Origin of the sequence: Pseudomonas sp. LAMO17WK12:I1 (assembly GCF_900177315.1) — a bacterium.
GTDB lineage: Bacteria > Pseudomonadota > Gammaproteobacteria > Pseudomonadales > Pseudomonadaceae > Aquipseudomonas > Aquipseudomonas marginalis.
The window spans coordinates 426,494-445,089 of sequence record NZ_FWZV01000006.1 but is presented as its reverse complement, the minus strand read 5'-3'; the positions used below and the strand labels follow the sequence as shown (position 1 = coordinate 445,089).

At 60.1% G+C, this 18,596-nt stretch carries 18 protein-coding genes; 8 read left to right on the top strand and 10 right to left on the bottom strand.

The features are described 5' to 3' along the window. The first annotated feature begins 84 nt into the window (after positions 1-84). Both ompR and B9N88_RS14355 read left to right on the top strand, forming a co-directional pair. The gene (gene ompR / locus B9N88_RS14360; RefSeq protein ID WP_015373500.1) at positions 85-825 is read left to right on the top strand and encodes an osmolarity response regulator transcription factor OmpR; all 741 of its coding nucleotides are present in this window, start codon (positions 85-87) and stop codon (positions 823-825) included. Between the two features lie 116 nt (positions 826-941). Next, positions 942-2,255, top strand: a complete 1,314-nt coding sequence (locus B9N88_RS14355) for an ATP-binding protein (protein ID WP_027605151.1) — start codon at positions 942-944, stop codon at positions 2,253-2,255. A gap of 97 nt (positions 2,256-2,352) precedes the next feature. Here B9N88_RS14355 and rimK read toward each other — a convergent pair whose 3' ends face one another. The 3 genes from rimK to B9N88_RS14340 are packed head-to-tail and all read right to left on the bottom strand — an operon-like array spanning position 2,353 to position 4,530. Further along, positions 2,353-3,258 (bottom strand): 30S ribosomal protein S6--L-glutamate ligase, encoded by a 906-nt coding sequence (gene rimK / locus B9N88_RS14350; RefSeq protein ID WP_003171022.1) that lies wholly within the window; start codon positions 3,256-3,258, stop codon positions 2,353-2,355. Next, positions 3,255-3,704 (bottom strand): retropepsin-like aspartic endopeptidase RimB, encoded by a 450-nt coding sequence (locus B9N88_RS14345; protein WP_169899741.1) that lies wholly within the window; start codon positions 3,702-3,704, stop codon positions 3,255-3,257. The genes rimK and B9N88_RS14345 overlap by 4 nt, the downstream gene beginning before the upstream one ends. Before the next feature lie 46 nt (positions 3,705-3,750). Beyond that, positions 3,751-4,530 (bottom strand): S6 modification regulatory phosphodiesterase RimA, encoded by a 780-nt coding sequence (locus B9N88_RS14340; protein ID WP_027605150.1) that lies wholly within the window; start codon positions 4,528-4,530, stop codon positions 3,751-3,753. Between the two features lie 116 nt (positions 4,531-4,646). On the opposite strand from B9N88_RS14340, the gene B9N88_RS14335 reads away from it, so the two are divergent. Further along, positions 4,647-5,054: an RNA-binding S4 domain-containing protein gene (locus B9N88_RS14335; RefSeq protein ID WP_027605149.1), complete on the top strand. Its 408-nt coding sequence runs from the start codon at positions 4,647-4,649 to the stop codon at positions 5,052-5,054. Positions 5,055-5,096: 42 nt separating this feature from the next. On the opposite strand, the gene B9N88_RS14330 is transcribed toward B9N88_RS14335, so the two are convergent. Continuing rightward, positions 5,097-5,900, bottom strand: coding sequence for a phosphatase PAP2 family protein (locus tag B9N88_RS14330; protein ID WP_027605148.1), 804 nt, complete (start codon positions 5,898-5,900; stop codon positions 5,097-5,099). A 126-nt stretch (positions 5,901-6,026) separates the two neighbouring features. On the opposite strand from B9N88_RS14330, the gene hslO reads away from it, so the two are divergent. Continuing rightward, complete coding sequence (gene hslO / locus B9N88_RS14325; protein ID WP_027605147.1) at positions 6,027-6,929, top strand: Hsp33 family molecular chaperone HslO; 903 nt, start codon at positions 6,027-6,029, stop codon at positions 6,927-6,929. Positions 6,930-7,108: 179 nt separating this feature from the next. Continuing rightward, entirely contained in the window at positions 7,109-8,650 is a 1,542-nt protein-coding gene (locus tag B9N88_RS14320) for a phosphoenolpyruvate carboxykinase (protein WP_027605146.1), read from the top strand. 127 nt (positions 8,651-8,777) lie between these two features. Here B9N88_RS14320 and B9N88_RS14315 read toward each other — a convergent pair whose 3' ends face one another. The 3 genes from B9N88_RS14315 to B9N88_RS14305 form a co-directional block, all read right to left on the bottom strand. Further along, positions 8,778-9,134, bottom strand: coding sequence for a DUF1493 family protein (locus tag B9N88_RS14315; RefSeq protein ID WP_027605145.1), 357 nt, complete (start codon positions 9,132-9,134; stop codon positions 8,778-8,780). 711 nt (positions 9,135-9,845) lie between these two features. Continuing rightward, on the bottom strand, positions 9,846-10,445 hold the full coding sequence (locus tag B9N88_RS14310) for a putative adenosine monophosphate-protein transferase Fic (RefSeq protein WP_027605144.1): 600 nt from the start codon (positions 10,443-10,445) through the stop codon (positions 9,846-9,848). Next, the gene (locus B9N88_RS14305) at positions 10,445-10,615 is read right to left on the bottom strand and encodes a YhfG family protein (protein WP_003236014.1); all 171 of its coding nucleotides are present in this window, start codon (positions 10,613-10,615) and stop codon (positions 10,445-10,447) included. Before B9N88_RS14305 ends, B9N88_RS14310 begins: the two co-directional genes overlap by 1 nt. Positions 10,616-10,791: 176 nt before the next feature. Between B9N88_RS14305 and B9N88_RS14300 the strand changes: the two genes are divergently transcribed. The 3 genes from B9N88_RS14300 to B9N88_RS14290 all read left to right on the top strand — a co-directional run bounded on the left by B9N88_RS14300 (position 10,792) and on the right by B9N88_RS14290 (position 14,586). Beyond that, positions 10,792-11,967 (top strand): tetratricopeptide repeat protein, encoded by a 1,176-nt coding sequence (locus tag B9N88_RS14300; protein WP_027605143.1) that lies wholly within the window; start codon positions 10,792-10,794, stop codon positions 11,965-11,967. Positions 11,968-12,193: 226 nt separating this feature from the next. After that, positions 12,194-14,131 (top strand): RecQ family ATP-dependent DNA helicase, encoded by a 1,938-nt coding sequence (locus tag B9N88_RS14295; RefSeq protein ID WP_027605142.1) that lies wholly within the window; start codon positions 12,194-12,196, stop codon positions 14,129-14,131. Positions 14,132-14,154: 23 nt separating this feature from the next. Next, positions 14,155-14,586, top strand: a complete 432-nt coding sequence (locus B9N88_RS14290) for an acyl-CoA thioesterase (RefSeq protein ID WP_027605141.1) — start codon at positions 14,155-14,157, stop codon at positions 14,584-14,586. A gap of 82 nt (positions 14,587-14,668) precedes the next feature. Here B9N88_RS14290 and B9N88_RS14285 read toward each other — a convergent pair whose 3' ends face one another. The 3 genes from B9N88_RS14285 to fdhD form a co-directional block, all read right to left on the bottom strand. Next, entirely contained in the window at positions 14,669-15,142 is a 474-nt protein-coding gene (locus B9N88_RS14285; protein WP_027605140.1) for a glycine zipper domain-containing protein, read from the bottom strand. Positions 15,143-15,347: 205 nt separating this feature from the next. After that, positions 15,348-17,696: an FdhF/YdeP family oxidoreductase gene (locus B9N88_RS14280; protein ID WP_027605139.1), complete on the bottom strand. Its 2,349-nt coding sequence runs from the start codon at positions 17,694-17,696 to the stop codon at positions 15,348-15,350. Continuing rightward, entirely contained in the window at positions 17,693-18,532 is an 840-nt protein-coding gene (gene fdhD, locus B9N88_RS14275; RefSeq protein ID WP_027605138.1) for a formate dehydrogenase accessory sulfurtransferase FdhD, read from the bottom strand. The genes B9N88_RS14280 and fdhD overlap by 4 nt, the downstream gene beginning before the upstream one ends. Positions 18,533-18,596 lie beyond the last annotated feature (64 nt).

The window sequence follows — 18,596 nt, the reverse complement described above, 5'->3', positions numbered from 1 at the left end:
TAGAGGAAAAATCTGCTAACAATGCACACGGTGCGTATAACGGCAGCTACGCCATAATGCGCGCCGAGATAAGAGGAGCATCCAATGAGCAGCACTGCACAAACTGCTGAAGGCGAAAAAATTCTCATCGTTGATGATGATCCGGGGCTTAGCAGCCTGCTGGAGCGTTTCTTCAACTCCAAGGGCTACCGTGCCCGCGCGGTGCCGAACACCGAGCAGATGGACCGTCTCCTGGGGCGTGAGGTATTCAACCTGGTCGTACTCGACCTGATGCTGCCCGGCGAAGACGGCCTCACCGCCTGCAAGCGCCTGCGTGGCGCGAACAACCAGATTCCAATCATCATGCTGACCGCCAAGGGCGATGAGCTGAGCCGCATCAAGGGCCTCGAGCTGGGCGCTGATGACTACCTGGCCAAACCCTTCAACCCCGACGAGTTGATGGCGCGGGTCAAAGCCGTGTTGCGTCGTCAGGCACCGCCGGTACCGGGCGCGCCGGGCAGCGAAGACGAAAGCGTTACCTTTGGCGACTACGAACTGTCGCTGGCAACCCGCGAGCTCAAGCGTGGCGACGAAGTGCACATGCTCACCACCGGTGAATTCGCCGTGCTCAAGGCCCTGGTGATGAACGCGCGTCAGCCGCTGACCCGCGACAAACTGATGAACCTGGCACGCGGTCGCGAATGGGACGCCCTGGAGCGCTCCATCGACGTGCAGATTTCCCGTCTGCGCCGGATGATCGAGCCGGACCCGTCCAAACCTCGGTATATCCAGACGGTATGGGGTGTGGGCTATGTGTTTGTGCCGGATGGCACCGCAACCAAGTGACCGATGATTTGCAGGGCGGGCATCCTGGCGCTTGACTCCATGAGGGTCGACGGGATGCCCGGCGTCTGCAATTCTGCGAGCGCCGCTCGTTCCTGCAAGGTGTCCAGCTGTCTTCTATGAAAACCCCTCTGTGGTTCCCGCAAAGTTTCTTCTCCCGCACCCTTTGGCTGGTGCTGATCGTCGTGCTGTTTTCCAAGGCGCTGACACTGGTTTATCTGCTGATGAACGAAGACGTGCTGGTGGACCGGCAGTACAGCCACGGTGTCGCCCTGACGCTGCGTGGTTACTGGGCCGTAGACCCTGAGAACCGCGAAAAGGTCGCCAAGGCCTCGACGTTGACCCGCGTTGACGGGGCTGGTGTACCCGAGGGTGAGCAGCATTGGCCCTACAGCGAGATCTACCAGCGCCAGATGCAGGCCGAACTGGGCGAGGACACCGAGGTGCGCTTGCGCATGCATGTTTCACCTGCGCTGTGGGTAAGGGCGCCGAGCCTTGGCGATGCCTGGATCAAGGTTCCGCTGTATCCGCACCCTTTGCGGGGGCAGAAGATCTGGAACGTGTTGGGCTGGTTCCTGGCCATCGGCTTGCTTTCCACCGCGTCGGCGTGGATTTTCGTTCGCCAGCTCAACCAACCGCTTAAACGCCTGGTGTTTGCCGCCCGCCAATTGGGCCAGGGGCGCAGCGTGCGCCTGCCGGTCAGCGATACGCCCAGTGAAATGACCGAGGTGTATGGCGCCTTCAACCAGATGGCGGAGGATGTCGAACAGGCCGGGCGCGAGCGCGAGCTGATGCTGGCGGGGGTGTCCCATGACTTGCGCACGCCTTTGACGCGATTGCGCCTGTCCCTGGAGCTGATGGGCAACCATAGCGACCTCACCGACGACATGGTTCGCGACATCGAAGACATGGACGCGATTCTCGACCAGTTCCTGGCGTTTATTCGCGATGGTCGTGACGAGGTGGTGGAGGAAGTCGATCTCACGGACCTGGTGCGTGAGGTTGTCGCGCCCTACAACCAGAATGGCGAGCAAGTGCGCATGCGCCTTGAGCCGATCCAGCCGTTTGCGTTGCGTCGGGTGTCGATGAAGCGCCTGCTGAACAACCTGATCGGCAACGCTTTGCACCACGCCGGTTCGGATGTTGAAGTGGCTGCGTATGTGTCTGGCGACAGTGCTGCGCCGTACGTGGTGCTGAGTGTGATGGACCGGGGGGCGGGCATCGATCCGGACGAGCTGGAGGGTATCTTCAACCCCTTCACCCGTGGCGACCGTGCCCGGGGTGGCAAAGGGACCGGCTTGGGGCTGGCGATCGTGCGGCGGATTGCGTCGATGCACGGCGGCAATGTCGAGTTGCGTAACCGCGACGGCGGTGGCCTTGAGGCGCGGGTACGCTTGCCGCTTGGGCTTATGCTGCCAAGGGATGCGGTCTAGAAACAGCTGCAAGTTTCAAGCTTGAAGCCGCAAGAGAAAGGCGCACAGCTTTTGCCCTTTCTTGCAGCTTATAGCTTGAAGCTGACAGCTCCCGTCTCTAACCCTTGCCCTTGGTCCTGGTCATATTCGGTCCACCATTCTTCTCCAGATGTTGGATGATGATCCCCGCCACATCCTTCCCAGTGGTGGTCTCTATCCCTTCCAGGCCCGGCGACGAGTTCACCTCCATCACCAGTGGCCCATGGTTGGAGCGCAGGATATCCACACCCGCCACTGCCAACCCCATGACCTTGGCCGCCCGCAGCGCGGTCATGCGTTCTTCCGGGGTGATCTTGATCAGGCTGGCGCTGCCGCCACGGTGCAGGTTGGAGCGGAACTCTCCGGGCTTGGCCTGGCGCTTCATGGCTGCGATCACCTTGTCGCCCACCACGAAGCAGCGAATATCCGCACCGCCGGCTTCCTTGATGTACTCCTGGACCATGATGTTCTGCTTGAGGCCCATGAATGCCTCGATCACGGATTCCGCTGCAGTCGCGGTTTCACACAGCACCACACCGATGCCCTGGGTGCCTTCCAGCACCTTGATCACCAGCGGCGCGCCGTTGACCATTTCGATCAGGTCGGGAATGTCGTCGGGGGAGTGGGCAAAGCCGGTGACCGGCAGGCCGATGCCCCGCCGCGAGAGCAGTTGCAACGAGCGTAATTTGTCCCGCGAGCGTGCAATGGCCACGGATTCATTGAGGGGGAAGACCCCCATCATTTCGAACTGGCGCAACACGGCGCAGCCATAGAACGTCACCGAGGCGCCAATCCGCGGGATCACCGCATCAAACCCCTCCAGCGGTTTACCGCGGTAATGGATCTGCGGCTTGTGGCTGGCAATGTTCATATAGGCACGCAGCGTGTCGATCACCACCATTTCGTGGCCACGTTCGGTGCCGGCCTCGACCAGGCGGCGGGTGGAATACAGACGCGGGTTTCGCGACAGCACAGCAATCTTCATGCAGCACCTGGGGCAGAAATAGTAGAGACCGGGAACACCGGCTTGTCTTGAACGTACTTGACGCCGGGATTGACCACCAGGTGGCCGTCAATCAGCGCCTTGGAACCCAGCAACAGGCGGTAACGCATGGCTTTGCGGCAGGCCAGGGTGAACTCCACCCGCCATACCCGATCACCCAGTGCCAGGGTGGTGCTGATCACGTAGCGCACCTGCGCATGGCCATTGGAGCTCTTGATGGTTTTCATGGTCACCAGGGGCGCTTCGCAGCGGCGGTGACGCAGTTGCACAACGCTGCCCAGGTGCGCGGTAAAGCGCACCCACTTCTCACCGTCGCGCTCAAAAGGCTCGATGTCGGTGGCATGCAGGCTGGAGGTGCTGGCACCGGTGTCGATCTTGGCACGCAGGCCTGCCACTCCCAAGTCGGGAAGTGCCACCCACTCACGCAGACCTACAACGGTCAAATGGTCAAATGTCTTCAATATGGGTAACCGGTCAATTCGCCCACGCCTGAGGAGAAACCTCGGCCAGGGCTTTGAATGCAGGCCTGGCGAACCAGTAGCCTTGCATCAGAAATATTCCGCAGTCAGACAGAAAGTCGCGCTCGCCGGCACTTTCGATGCCTTCGGCGATGACAGTAACGTTCAACTGCTCACAGATTGTGACAATCCCCTGGACGATCACCTGGCGGACACGATCCTGGTCGACATCGCGGATCAGCGCCATGTCGAGTTTGATCAAGTCAGGTTGGAAATCGGCCAGCAGATTCAGCCCCGAATAGCCCGCGCCGAAGTCGTCGATGGCGGTCTTGAAGCCGAACTCGCGGTATTCACGCAGAATATTCGTCAAATGGCGATAGTTATCTACATGCTCGCTTTCCAGTGTTTCGAAAATCAGTTGGTTCAGCGGGAAGTTGTGCGCGCGAGCTGCCTCTAGGGTGCTGCGGATGCACAACTCCGGACGGTACACGGCGTTGGGCATGAAGTTGATGGAAAGGTGGGTTTGCATCCCAAGGGCCGCAGCACCGGCGATCGCCTGGGTGCGGCAGCGCTGGTCGAAGCGGTAGCGGTTGCTGTCATTGACCTTCTCCAGTACCGACATCGCCCCTTCGCCCTGTGTACCGCGCACCAAGGCTTCGTGGGCAAAAATCGAATGGTCCCGAAGGTCTACGATAGGCTGGTAGGCGAAAGCAAACTCGAAACCCAGGGGTTCGCTTTGCTGGCAGCCTGCGCAACGCTGTTCAGGCGAGGTGAGTGAAGTGGGAAAGTCGGTCACGGCGTATCCTCGCGAAAACAGGGTGCTACCTGGCGTATCTTAGGTGAGCCTTGAGGTTTATGCGTCGAAGGGTTTCAACGTTACAGTTGCGACATTTGTCAGAGCGAGGAATTCAAGTGGCTCAAAAGCAGGAAGAGGAAGAAAAGGTCCGTCTGGACAAGTGGCTTTGGGCAGCGCGTTTCTTCAAGACACGTGCCTTGGCCAAGGCCGCGATTGAGAGCGGCAAGGTGCATCACCGAGGCGAGCGCTGTAAACCGGGCAAAGAGCCACGTGTCGGTGATGAGCTGCAGATTCGGATAGGTTTTGACGAAAAGACCGTGGTGGTTCAGGCACTTTCCATTGTGCGCCGTGGCGCCCCCGAAGCGCAGGCGCTGTACACCGAAACCGAAGCCAGCATTGCCAGGCGCGAAAATGCGGCGGCCCTGCGCAAGGCGGGCGCCACGGGGATGACCACCGATGGCAAGCCGAGCAAGAAGCAGCGCCGCGACCTGTTCAAGTTTCGCGGCAGTGGCAATGATGACTGATTGCGCAGCGGCCCATTCAAATGTGGGAGGGGGCTTGCAGCGTTAAGGGGAGGTGCGCACGACGCTCAATCCACTGATCACTGGCAGCTTGCCAAGTAACCTGAAGATCGGCGTCGTCACGTGTAACAACGCGGCCGACACCTTCGCTGCAAACGGCGTGTAACAACCCCAGCCCAACGCCAACAGTGCCAGCAGCACCCCGCCGATGTAATCGTCCTGCCCCCAATGCGCGCCCGCTACCAGCCGCGGCATCATGAACAACAGCGCCAGGCCCCAGATCACCAGCACCTGGCCGATGCGCTTGGCGAACACGCTCATGAACATTGCCCAGATCAGCAACACCGAGGCGTGATCCCCCGGAAAGCTTTGGCTTGAGCGGTCCTTCAGCTCCCAGGTCTTCTCCAGCCCCGGGAAATAGTCGCTCATCTGGATCGCCCCGGCGATGACCATCGACGGGCTGCTGTGTTGCCAGCCCATCTGCGCCGCGAGTTTGGAAAACAGCATGCGGATAAACAGCAAGAGCAACAAAATACCGACAAAACCTAACAGGGCCTGGCGTACCTGCGCGGCTTTGAACACCCAGTCGCCGCGAATCAGCAGCATCAGCAGGATCACCCCGACCACCGCATCAAACGGCCGCAGACTGGCCACGGCCCACACGTGCAGCCATGTCGCGTTGCTCGCCAGCGGGTCGTTGAGAAGGTGAAACAGCCACTCGTCGAAAATCACACAGAGCATCTGCCCCGTGGGCCATAGCCAAAAACACAGCAGCCCGATAGCGAGTAGATTGCACAGAGCCCATCGCCGGAGGTTCCACTTGGCTTGGAACAAACCCGGATTGTTCATAAACTGTCCCTCTTCGCTCTAAATAAGCTCTCTGTTTCCAGGAGAAAGCCGCACCAAGATGGTGCTAAAGCGTTTAATTTTATAAACCTTGTAACCAATTTGTCATCAATTCAGATACCCAGACCTATGACTGATCTACCGGATACCGACTTCACCCAACGCTTCATCTTCGACGAGAGCGACGCCCGCGGCGAAATGGTTTCGTTGGAGCGCAGCTACGCCGAAGTCCTCGCCAAGCACCCCTATCCGGAGCCGGTCGCACAACTGCTCGGTGAGCTGATGGCCGCTGCTGCGTTGCTGGTGGGTACCATGAAGTTCGACGGTTTGCTGATCCTGCAAGCCCGTTCCGAAGGGCCGATTCCGCTGTTGATGATCGAGTGCTCCAGCGAGCGCGAAATCCGAGGCCTGGCCCGTTATGAAGCCGACCAGATTGCCCCGGACGCCAGCCTCGCCGAGCTGATGCCCAACGGCGTCCTGGCGCTCACCGTCGACCCGACCTCAGGCCAGCGTTACCAGGGCATCGTCGACCTCGACGGCAAGACGCTGTCGGAATGCTTCACCAACTATTTCGTGATGTCCCAGCAAGTGGGCACCAAGTTCTGGCTTAACGCCGACGGCAAGCGCGCCCGTGGCATGTTGCTGCAACAACTGCCGGCCGACCGTATCAAGGACGACGAAGATCGCGCTGAAAGCTGGCGGCACTGCATTGCCTTGGCCGATACCCTGAAAGCCGAAGAACTGCTGGGTCTGGACAACGAAACCATCCTGCACCGCCTGTACCACGAAGACCCCGTGCGCCTGTTCGACGCGCAGACGCTGCACTTCCACTGCAGCTGCTCCCGCGAGCGTTCGGGCAACGCCCTGGTCAGCCTGGGCCTGGAAGATGCGCAGAACCTGGTGGTGGAACACGGTGGCAATATCGAGATCGACTGCCAGTTCTGCAACGAGCGCTACCTGTTCGACGCTGCCGATGTAGCGCAATTGTTCGCGGGCGCAGGCATCGACACGCCTTCCGACACCCGCCACTAAAACGTTTAAGCACAGGTAAATCACCTGTCAAATGCCGGATTAGAGGCGTTCTGACGGGAGGGCCCTACTCTTTTTGGGCTTTTCTGGCATAATCCGGCCCACTTTTTTCGCGGTAGTAGTGCGCAACTTTCTACTACAAAACGTTTGGAGCACTCGGCCACAGGCCGACGGGGAACCTCATGACGCAAGCCAATAACGCCGTATACACCGATCTGAGTGTTGACGATCTGGTCAAAGAAGCCCTGCAGCGCGGTGAAGGCGTGCTTGCCGATACCGGCGCGCTGGTCGTGGAAACCGGTCACCGTACCGGCCGTTCGCCAGTCGACCGTTTCATCGTTGAAGAGCCTTCCACCCAGGATTCCATCGCCTGGGGCCCGATCAACCGCAAGTTCCCGGCCGACAAGTTCGATGCCCTGTGGGCCCGCGTCGAGGCGTTCAACAACGCGCAAGAGCATTTCGTTTCCCACGTTCACGTAGGGGCTGCCGAAGACCACTACCTGGCCGTGAAAATGACCACCCAGACTGCCTGGCAGAACCTGTTCGGTCGTTGCCTGTTCATCAACCCGGCCCAGTACAACCCGGCCGGTCGTGACGAGTGGCAAGTGCTCAACGTGGCCAACTTCGAGTGCGTGCCAGAGCGTGACGGCACCAACTCCGATGGTTGCGTGATCCTCAACTTCGCCCAGAAAAAAGTGCTGATCGCCGGCATGCGCTACGCCGGTGAAATGAAGAAAGCCATGTTCTCGGTGCAGAACTACCTGCTGCCGGCTTCCGACGTACTGCCGATGCACTGCGCCGCCAACATTGGCGAAGCAGGCGACGTGACCCTGTTCTTCGGTCTGTCGGGTACCGGCAAGACCACCCTGTCCGCCGACGAAAGCCGCTACCTGATCGGTGACGACGAACACGGCTGGGGCGAAGGCGTGGTGTTCAACATCGAAGGCGGTTGCTATGCCAAGTGCATCGACCTGTCCGAGAAGAACGAGCCGGTTATCTGGAAAGCCATCAAGCACGGCGCCGTGCTGGAAAACGTCGTGATCGACGAGGCCAAGCACGCCGACTATGCCGATGTCAGCCTGACCCAGAACAGCCGCGCCGCCTACCCGCTGGAGCACGTTGCCAAGCGTTCCGAGAAGAACCTGGGCGGCGAGCCAAACGCGGTGATCTTCCTGACCTGCGACCTGACCGGCGTACTGCCGCCCGTGTCCATCCTCAGCGAAGAACAAGCGGCCTACCACTTCCTGTCCGGCTACACCGCGCTGGTGGGCTCGACCGAAATGGGTTCGGGCAGCGGCATCAAGTCGACCTTCTCCACCTGCTTCGGCGCGCCGTTCTTCCCACGCCCGGCCGGCGAATACGCAGAGCTGCTGATCAAGCGCATCCGCGGCTTCGGCTCCAAGGTCTACCTGGTCAACACCGGCTGGACCGGCGGCGGCTACGGCGTTGGCAAGCGCTTCAACATCCCGACCACGCGCGGCGTGATCGCAGCGATCCAGAGCGGCGCTCTGATCGGTGCTGAAACCGAACACCTCGACACCATCAACCTCGACGTGCCATTGGCCGTACCGGGCGTTGAGACCGGCCTGTTGAACCCACGTAACACTTGGGCAGACAAGGCGGCTTACGATGAAGCAGCGAAGGCGCTGGCTGGTCTGTTCATCGAGAACTTCAAGAAGTTTGAAGTGAGTGATGCGATCAAGGCTGCGGGTCCGAAGTTGTAAGACTCGGTCGCTGTTAAAAAGCCGCCCCTAGTGGGCGGCTTTTTTGTGCGCGAAGGGTTAGTCGACGATAGGCAGAATCATTGCCCCTCCACCTTTGAGTTGCGGTGTGCCTGGAGCTGATCTTCGTTCAGCTCAGGTTTTCCAGTGTCTGGGTGTCCCAGCTGTGGGTCTTGATGGCCAGGTAGAGCATGCCGATGGTCAGCGGCACCTTGTCGCCATGCCCCTTGCCCCGACGCTTGAGGAACACGTCAAAGACCGGTGGGTTGAAGTAACGATAAGTGTCGTAGTCGCCGAGGTCGAGTGCGAACTCCTGCTCCAGCGCTTCCATGAGTTGCTTGGCTTCACTGCCGTCACAGCCCAGGTCGAAATTGAGTGAGGTTTGCAGGCGGATGGTCTTGTGTTTCGGCAGGCCGATTTCTTCGTGCAGCAGTTGCAGGAGTTGCTGCATCACAGGGTCTTCGGGGAAGTTGGGGGCGAGGTTCATGGTGGGGGCACGCAGGAGTGGATGAAGGGGCTGGTTGCGTTGGAGGCGGTATTTGTTTCGAGTGATGAAGAGCGCCAAGCCTATCAAGAATACAAAGACAGGTAGGAGGGGCATTCTGAGGATCACCGCTACATAGGGTAGTAGGAACGTCAAAATAAGGCCTGTTGTAAGAAATGTGACTGCGAAGTGCTTTCTGAGCATTGGGTCTGTGATTTGGTAGTGCAGCATCAAATAGATAAGGAGAAAGGAAGCGAATTGAAGGTAAAGGGCCATGTCACTAAGACCCGTCCGAGTAGACATGCATTGAGAGTGTTGACCGCGCCACCGTTTTTGCTTCAAGCAGGCATAGATTGGCCAAAGCATGCCGATTGTCAGGCACAACAGTGAAGCGATTCACTGTGAAGATGACGCCATAGTGGCCGATGTGTTGAGCCCTTTCGATGTTCACAGGTTTCTGCCGAGAAAGTTGAGACCGCGCTATTTTCATTCAGCTACGGGTAACTTCTGTAGAGGGTCAAGCGGGTGTTTGGAGCAGTTTGGGAAGGGGATGTCGCGGTGTTTGGAGGTTTCCTACAACGGTTTCCGGCATTTGTGGCTTGGCAGTGCTTGTAGGAGCGAGATTGCTCGCGAAAAACTCAAGGGCGCCGTGTTTTTTCTGGTCCATCGCCTCGCCGTTGATCAGATCATTTCCACGCAGAGCGTGAGGAACGATCACTGCCCTGCAGGCCTGCTGACACACCGCTCAAAAATCGCCACCAACCCCCGATAATCACACGCCACCGCATCGATATTCGCCGGTATCCATGCCGCGTGTTTCACCAGCCACCAGTTCACTGAAAACCCCGCGTTGACGATGATCTGTTCGAACAAAATCCGCTGCGCCCGGCCATTGCCCTCGCGGAAGGGGTGGATGACGTTGAGGTCGCCATAGGCTTCGGCAATCCTGCTTATCAACTCGGTTTGGCTGGCACCGACAAACCAGTTTGCTTCTTCCATCTGCCGGATGATCTTCGCGGCTTCCGGGGGGATGCGCTCCGGGGTGCAGAACAGGGTGTCGCCTTTCTGGATGTTCACGCTGCGCAACTCACCGGCCCAGTCGTAGATGTCACCGAACAGCGTGCGGTGGATATGTTGCAGACGGTCGAGGTCGTAGGGCGGGGGGAAGAGAGGGAGGTTGCCTACGGCGATTTCGGATAATTCCCGCTCGGCCTGGTGCAGGCGGGCTTCGTCGAGCAAATCGAGGCGGTTGCGCAGGACGCTGCTACCGGGATAGCAGTACGGATCCTGGCCCACCCCGTATTTGTCGAGCATCAGCGTGGGGTGTTGCGGTACTTGGCAAGGACGGCTTCGCGGGTCGGCAGGGGTTTGTCGACGTCGGCCGGCTGGGTGTCGAACCCTTCCAGGCGCAGGCTGGCCAGGTAATTGGAACGGCGGATCTTGTGGTAATGATCCTGTTTTTGCTCAAACGTCAGTTCGCTCATCGCAGCGTACTCCTGGGTAGCAAGGTTTGATTGTAGCGCAATGCTTCAATGGGCAGGCGGGATAAAAACCACGTCACATTTTGTATAAAAAGTCCGCCGACACCCGGAATTCAGCGTATGTTTCACCGCAAAATCTTGCAGGGCGATTTCCGCCCGCGACTTAAAGGGAGTTAGGCATGGGTTTGCTTCGTGTTGCTTCGGCGATGTCATTGTGTGCGGTGGCTTTTTCGGTCCAGGCCGGGCAGTTGCCGATCGAAGTGCTCAGTGCGGTGGTCAAGGACCAGAAAATCGCCGATGCCGAAGTGCTGCTGCAACGTAACGGCGCACAGAACGTGGTGGGCCGCACCAACGCCCAGGGCCAAGTGACGCTGACCAGTGAGGCCGCCGATGATGGGAGCAACCTGCTGATCATCAAGAAGCCTGGCTACTCCAACCTGGTGGTGAAGTGCCCCTGCGCGGGCATGACCTACGCCATCAGCCCGGTGATGGAAAACCTCGATGGCCTGCGTGTGGTGCTGACGTGGGGCAAGACGCCGAGTGACCTCGACTCCCACATGATTTTCCCCGGCAATAACATCTACTTCGAGAACCAGAAGGGTACCGATGCCGAGTTGGATGTGGATGACACCGACAGCTACGGCCCGGAAACCATCACCCTGCAGAAAAAACACTACGGCGAAAGCTACGTTTATGCCGTGCATGACTACAGCAATGGCGGCAACCCAGGTTCGCGCCAGTTATCCGACAGCGAAGCCAAGGTGTTCGTGTACATGGGCCAATCGCTGGTGCGTACCTACTACGTGCCCAAGAACCGCAGCGGCAACCTGTGGACGGTGTTCCGCATGACCGGCAGCGGCGACTTCCAGGACATCAACACTTTCAGTGGCGTGACCGTGAATGCGGCGAATGTGCTGAACGAAGTCAAACCGCTGCTGGATGACAGCGTGGCGGTCACCGCCGTCACCGTCAGTTCTTCCGTACAAACAGATGCGAAGCGTCTGAACCTGCAGGGTGAAGCGGCCTACCAGGCCGGCAAGCTGGACCAGGCCATCGACCTGTTCCGCCAGGCTATCGAGCTGGACAATGGCTTCGGCAAGGCCTACGGCAACCTCGGCCTGGCGTATCAGAAAGCCGGCAACACTGCCGAGTCGATCTGGGCCAATCGCAAGGCTATCGCCCTCGCCACCGGTGCCAATGCTGCAACCGTACGTGCAGGTGCCTACTACAACATTGCGCGGATCTACGAAGCGGCGGGGCAGTTCCCGGATGCATTGCGTCACTATCAACTGGCCAAGGAACAGAAGGCCAACCCGGTGTATGACACGGCGATTGAGCGGGTGCAGAACCGCTGATTCAGCTGTAGCGCAGGTCTGAAATGTGGGAGGGGGGCAATCCCCCTCCCACATTTGGTTTGTGGTGTTCCTACAGCCACAGTCGAACTTGTCAAATTTGGCCCAAGGCCATTGCTGCACCCTGTGTATCATCCTGTCTCTTTTTTCCATGCGACCTTTCTCGATTCGCTGAGCTTACTGGGCTACGTTTTTAAGCCACCTTCAGCGGTCAATGGAGTGACAGCCTATGCACGACACCCTCCAGCAGGTCTTTGGTTATCCACAGTTTCGTCCGGGCCAGGAAGAAACGGTCAGCGCCGTACTGGCAGGTCGTTCGGCTGCGGCCATTTTTCCTACGGGATCGGGCAAGTCCCTGTGTTACCAACTGTCGGCGGTGTTGCTGCCACACCTGACGCTGGTGGTGTCGCCGTTGTTGGCGTTGATGCAGGACCAGTTGGGCTTCCTGCAACGCCACGGTATTTCGGCGGGCAGTATCGATTCGGCGCAAAGCCGCGAGGACGCCAATGACGTGATGGCACGCGCGCGGTCGGGCGAGCTGAAAATCCTGATGATTTCCGTGGAGCGCTTGAAGAACGAGCGTTTTCGCCACTTCCTGCAAAGTGTGCAGATCTCGCTGCTGGTGGTGGATGAGGCGCACTGTATTTCCGAGTGGGGCCACAACTTCCGCCCGGATTATTTGAAGCTGCCGGACTACCAGCGCCAGTTCAAGATCCCGCAAGCGCTGCTGCTGACGGCTACGGCCACGCCCAAGGTGATTGCCGACATGCAGGCCAAGTTCGCCATTGCGCCGGACGACGTGGTCACCACGGGCTTCTACCGGCCCAACCTCAACCTGTTGGTGGAGCCGGTCGCCGGTGCGGACAAGCGTCGTCGCCTGGTGCAGTGGATGAGCGAGCGGGCCAGCCAGCCCAGCATCGTCTACGTCACCTTGCAGAAAACCGCCGAGCAGATTGCCGAGCATCTGAACCGCAACGGTATCCAGGCCGAGGCGTATCACGCCGGCTTGCCCCACGACAGGCGTGAGGGCATCCAGCAGCGCTTCATGGGCGGGCGCTCCAATTGCATCGTCGCTACCATCGCGTTTGGCATGGGCATCGACAAGAGCGATATCCGCAATGTGGTGCATTTTGACCTGCCCAAATCCATCGAGAACTACAGCCAGGAAATCGGCCGTGCGGGGCGTGATGGGCAGCCCTCGGACTGCCTGGTTCTGGCCAACCGCGACAGCCTCAATGTGCTGGAAAACTTCGTGTATGGCGATACGCCGGAGCAGGACGGTATTCGGCGGGTGCTGGAAGAGTTGCAGGCCGCGCGCAGTGAAGGGCAGTGGGAGTTCCTGCTGAGGTCGCTGTCGGACCACAGCAACATCCGCGAACTGCCACTGAAGACACTGTTGGTGCAATTGGAGCTCAAGGGCGTGATCGCGCCGCGCTATGCGTTTTATGCCGAATACCGCTTCAAGTACCTGGTCGAGCCCGAGGCTCTGCTTACGCGTTTTTCCGGCGAGCGCCAGCAGTTTGTCGCGGCGATCATCCAGGTGTGCAAGCGTGCGAAAACCTGGGCGACCGTGGATTTCGATGCGCTTTACCAGCAACACAATGCCGAACGCAGTCGGGTGGTGAAGGCCTTGGATTACTTCCAGGAACAAGGCCTGATCGAGTTGGAAAGCAAGCAGATGACGGAGGTCTACAGCCTGCTGGATACCGAGTTTGATCCACAGGTGTTGAGCGCCGAGTTATACACAGGCTTCAAGCAGCACGAGGTGACGGAAGTGGCGCGGATTCACGCCATGCTCGATCTGTTCGCCACCGAACATTGCCTGGGGCAGCGCCTGGCGCGTTACTTTGGTGATGAAAATGCACCGCAGCGCTGCGGGCACTGCTCCGTGTGCCACGGTCACGTCGCGCATTTGCCGGCGCCGCCGAGCCTGCCGCCACTTGTGGATAAAAACTTCATGGGGCTGTGCGGTGATTTTATCCACAGGCATCATGAGCACACCGGACAGTTGCCGGGCGCTGAGCGGCTGACACGGTTCCTGGGGGGTATCAGCGTGCCGTTGTTTACCAAGTTGAAGGCGCGGGGCATTCCCGGTTTCGCAGCGCTGGAAGACTACCCCTACGCCGACGTGCGTGAGTGGGCCCAGGCCCACTTGAGTGACCTGTAACCCTACTTTCATGAGACCTGCCCATGCCTGACTCGATGCCGCAACGCGCCGATTACCGTCACTTCCAGCCGATCATCACGCGTTGGCACGACAACGATGTGTACGGCCATGTGAACAATGTCACCTACTACAGCTTCTTCGACACGGCGGTGAATACCTACCTGATCGAACAGGGTGGGTTGGATATTCATGACGGTGAGGTGGTGGGGTTTGTGGTGAGTTCGGCGTGCGATTACTTCGCGTCGATTGCCTTTCCCGACCGCCTGGACATCGGCCTGCGGGTGGGCAAGCTGGGCAACAGCTCCGTGCAGTACGAGTTGGCGGTATTCAAGGCAGGCGAAGATGAGGCCTGTGCGGCGGGGCGCTTTGTGCATGTGTTCGTGGATCGGGGGACGAACCAGCCGGTGACGATTCCGGGGATGTTGCGCGAGGCGTTGCAGCGGTTGGTTGTCTGACTTCGGCGTTGCAGGCACCACGGAACCCAATGTGGGAGGGGCAAGCCCCCTCCCACATTGATTTTGCAGTGTTCTTTAGCGCTTAGCGGTGACGGTAGTGATGCTTGTTCTTGCGATGCCCGTAGGCATGGCCGCGGCCGCGATGGTCGTCGCGGTCATAACGGCGGCTATCACGACTACGACGATCATCGTCATCGCTCTTGTTGCCCATGTAGTTGCCCAGCGCACCGCCCGCGCCACCGCCGGCCGCTGAACCGATCAGTGCCCCGGTGCTGCCGCCGACACTGCGGCCCACCACGTTGCCGCCGGCTGCGCCCAGTGCGCCGCCAATGGCTGCTTCGCCGCGGCTGCGCTTGTCGGCGCCGACCGCACTACCGCCTGCGCCGCCCAGGGCCGCGCCGATGGTCGAACCGGTGTTGCCGCCCAACTGCTGGCCGACAACCGAGCCTAGAACCCCGCCCAATGCGCCGCCCACACCGGCTTCGGTGGTGCCACCGGCCATGGCTGCGCCACTGACCAGGCCAAGGGACAACAAGAGAATCGAGGAGAACTTCATAGAGAGACCTCAAGAGGATGACGGCGCGATCCTGAGGCTGTATTGACATGGTTACAATAGAAATCCGACCAGTAACACGAGTTGTACACAATTCTCTAAGTTACTGTTTTAGCTCGGGAACTTAAGTAGTTTTTGCGAGTCTTTAGCTACTTCGGAACGGCCGCTTTTATGCAAAAGCGGCCTTTTTTGTGCCCGAAATGATCAGTCAGGCCGAACGCGCCATGATCAGCCCATTGTCACTGGCAGCTTCCAAACGTATCGCCACGAACTTCGACGTCGGTGTATGGCTGCCATCCCCGGTGCTTTCCAGCGGCACCAACGGGTTCACTTCCGGGTAGTAAGCCGCAGCCTGCCCCGCCGGAATATCAAACGCCAGCAAGGTGAAGCCCTTCACACGACGCTCGCGGCCGTCTTCCCACAACGACACGATGTCGGCTTTCTGCCCCGGCTTGAAGCCCAGGCGGATGATGTCGGCTTCGTTGACGAACAGCACGTCACGCTGGCCTTTGACCCCGCGATAGCGGTCGTCCAGGCCATAAATGGTGGTGTTGTACTGATCGTGGGAGCGCATCGATTGCATGATCAGATCCGGCACGTGGCCCGTGGCGTGGGTGCGCTCGTGGATCAGGTCCTTGGGCAGAATGTTCGGGCGGAAGTTGGCACGGCCCGAAGGCGTGTTCCAGCGCCGGGCACCGGCAGAGTTGCCCAGGTAGAAACCACCGGGGTGTTTCAGGCGTTCGTTGAAGTCCTTGAAGCCTGGGATGGTATCGGCGATCAGGTCGCGGATGCGGCTGTAGTCGGCCACCAACCAGTTCCAGTCCACCGGTTTGCTGCCCAGGGTTGCGGCGGCGATGCCGGCGAGGATGGCCGGTTCTGATTTCATCAACTTCGACAGCGGCTGCAGTTGGCCATTGGAGTCATGGACCATGCTGAACGAGTCTTCCACCGTCACCGCTTGCGGACCTTCGGCCTGGATGTCGATGTCGGTGCGGCCCAGGCACGGCAGGATCAGCGCGTCTTTGCCGTGCATCAGGTGGCTGCGGTTGAGCTTGGTGCTGATCTGCACGGTCAGGTCGCAATTGCGCAGTGCTTCGAAGGTGCGCGGGCTGTCCGGGGTGGCTTGGGCGAAGTTGCCCCCCAGGCCGATAAACACCTTGGAGCGACCTTCAAGCATGGCGTGGATTGCTTCCACCACGTTGTGCCCGTTGGTGCGCGGCACCTGGAACTGGAAGCGCCGCTCCAGGGCGTCGAGGAACGCCACCGGTGGGCGTTCGTTGATGCCCATGGTGCGGTCGCCCTGCACGTTGCTGTGGCCACGCACCGGGCACAGGCCGGCGCCGGGGCGGCCGATGTTGCCGCGCAGCAGCATCAGGTTGGCGATTTCCTGGATGGTCGGCACCGAGTGGCGGTGCTGGGTGATACCCATCGCCCAGCACATGATCACGTTCTTGCCCTTGGCGTACATGCGCGCCGCTTGCTCGATCTCGACCAGGGTCAGGCCGGACTGTTCGACGATTTCATCCCAGGAGGTATCGTCGATCTGGCCCAGGTAATCCAGCACGTTGGCCGTGTGTTCATTGAGGAAGTCGTGGTCGAACACGGCTTCCTTGCCTTCGGCCTGAGCCTGGCGCTCCCACAGCAGCAGGAACTTGGCCATGCCGCGCAGGATGGCCATGTCGCCACCCAGGGCCGGGCGGAAGTACGCGGTGTTGGTCGGCTTGTCGCCGTTGGTGAGCATTTCCAGCGGATGCTGCGGATGCTGGAAGCGCTCCAGGCCGCGCTCCTTGAGGGGGTTGATGCACACCACCTGGGCACCGCGTTTGACCGCTTCACGCAGCGGTTCGAGCATGCGCGGGTGGTTGGTGCCGGGGTTCTGGCCCCAGACGAATATCGCATCGGCATGTTCGAAGTCATCAAAGGTCACGGTGCCTTTGCCGACCCCCACGCTCTGCGCCAGGGCCACGCCGCTGGCCTCGTGGCACATGTTCGAGCAGTCCGGGAAGTTGTTGGTGCCGTAGGCGCGCACAAACAACTGGTACAGGTACGCCGCTTCGTTACTGGCACGGCCCGAGGTGTAGAACTCGGCCATGTCCGGGCTGGGCAGGGCGTTGAGGTGCTTGCCGACCAGGTCGAAGGCCGCTTCCCAACTGATGGGGGTGTAGCGGTCGGTTTCGGCGTCGTAGCGCATCGGCTCGGTCAGGCGGCCCTGGTACTCGAGCCAATAGTCGCTTTGCTCCAGCAGCGCGGTGACGCTGTGCTTGGCGAAAAACGCTGCGTCAACGCGGCGCTTGGTGGCTTCCCAGTTGACCGCCTTGGCACCGTTCTCGCAGAACTTGACCATGCCGCTTTCCGGCGAGTCGCCCCAGGCGCAGCCCGGGCAGTCGAAGCCGCCGTTCTGGTTGGTCTTGAGCATCATGCGCAGGTTTTTCAGCGCGTTGTCGCTGGTCAACCACGCCTGTGCCACGCTGATCAGCGCACCCCAGCCGCCAGCCGGGCCCTTGTAGGGCTTGTAGCGCGGGGTTGGGGTTTGGTCGGCTTGATGATGATTGCTCACGGCTGGTTCTCCATCGCAGGGCTGTAGACCCGCGGCGCACTTTTCTGCGGCAGGTGGATGAGATTGAGGTGATGCCGGCGAGCCCATTGCAGGGCCAGGCCGGTGGGCGACGACAGGCTGACCAGGGTCTGAATGCCCGCGCGCAGGACTTTCTGGATCAATTCGAGGCTGCAACGGCTGGTGACAATCGCCAGCCCGCCGTCGGTGCGGACCCGTTGGCGGATCAGCGCACCGATCAACTTGTCGAGGGCGTTGTGCCGGCCGATGTCTTCACGGCCCATTAGCAATTCGCCCTGGTTATCCATGAACACGGCCGCATGCACAGCGCCGCTGTACTGGCCCAAAGGCTGGAACGCACTGATGCGCTGGCGCAGGCCGTCGAGCCATTCGGCAGGCGGCAAGGGCGCGCCGGGCAGCACTTGAAGGTCCGGCAGGGCCTGTTCCATCGCTTCCACTCCGCACAGGCCGCAGCCGCTGGTGCCTGCCAGCTGGCGGCGCTGCTGCTTGAGGTTCCAGAACGCACGGCTGGAGATCTGCACCTGAGCGTATTGGGCCGAACCCGAACCGCTGAGTTTCAGATCATAAATATCGCTGACGTCGGCGATAATGCCGCTGCCGATGCTGAACCCGACAATAAAGTCTTCCAGGTCCGTGGGCGTGACCAGCATGACGGCCTGGCTGATGTCGTTATAGGCAATCGCCAACGCTACTTCTTCGGCCAAGGCGGTGCTGGCGACTTCAGTGTGCTCAAGGTTGCAAAACTGGTAGCTCTGGCTGGCGACGGGCGCGGACGCTTCCGGAGCAGGCGCCGCGCAGACTGGGCGCTTGGCGTTCATGGGGCAGTACCACCGGCGGATTGATCAGTGTTTAGACTAGGCGCGACAAAGCGTCGCGTCTAAT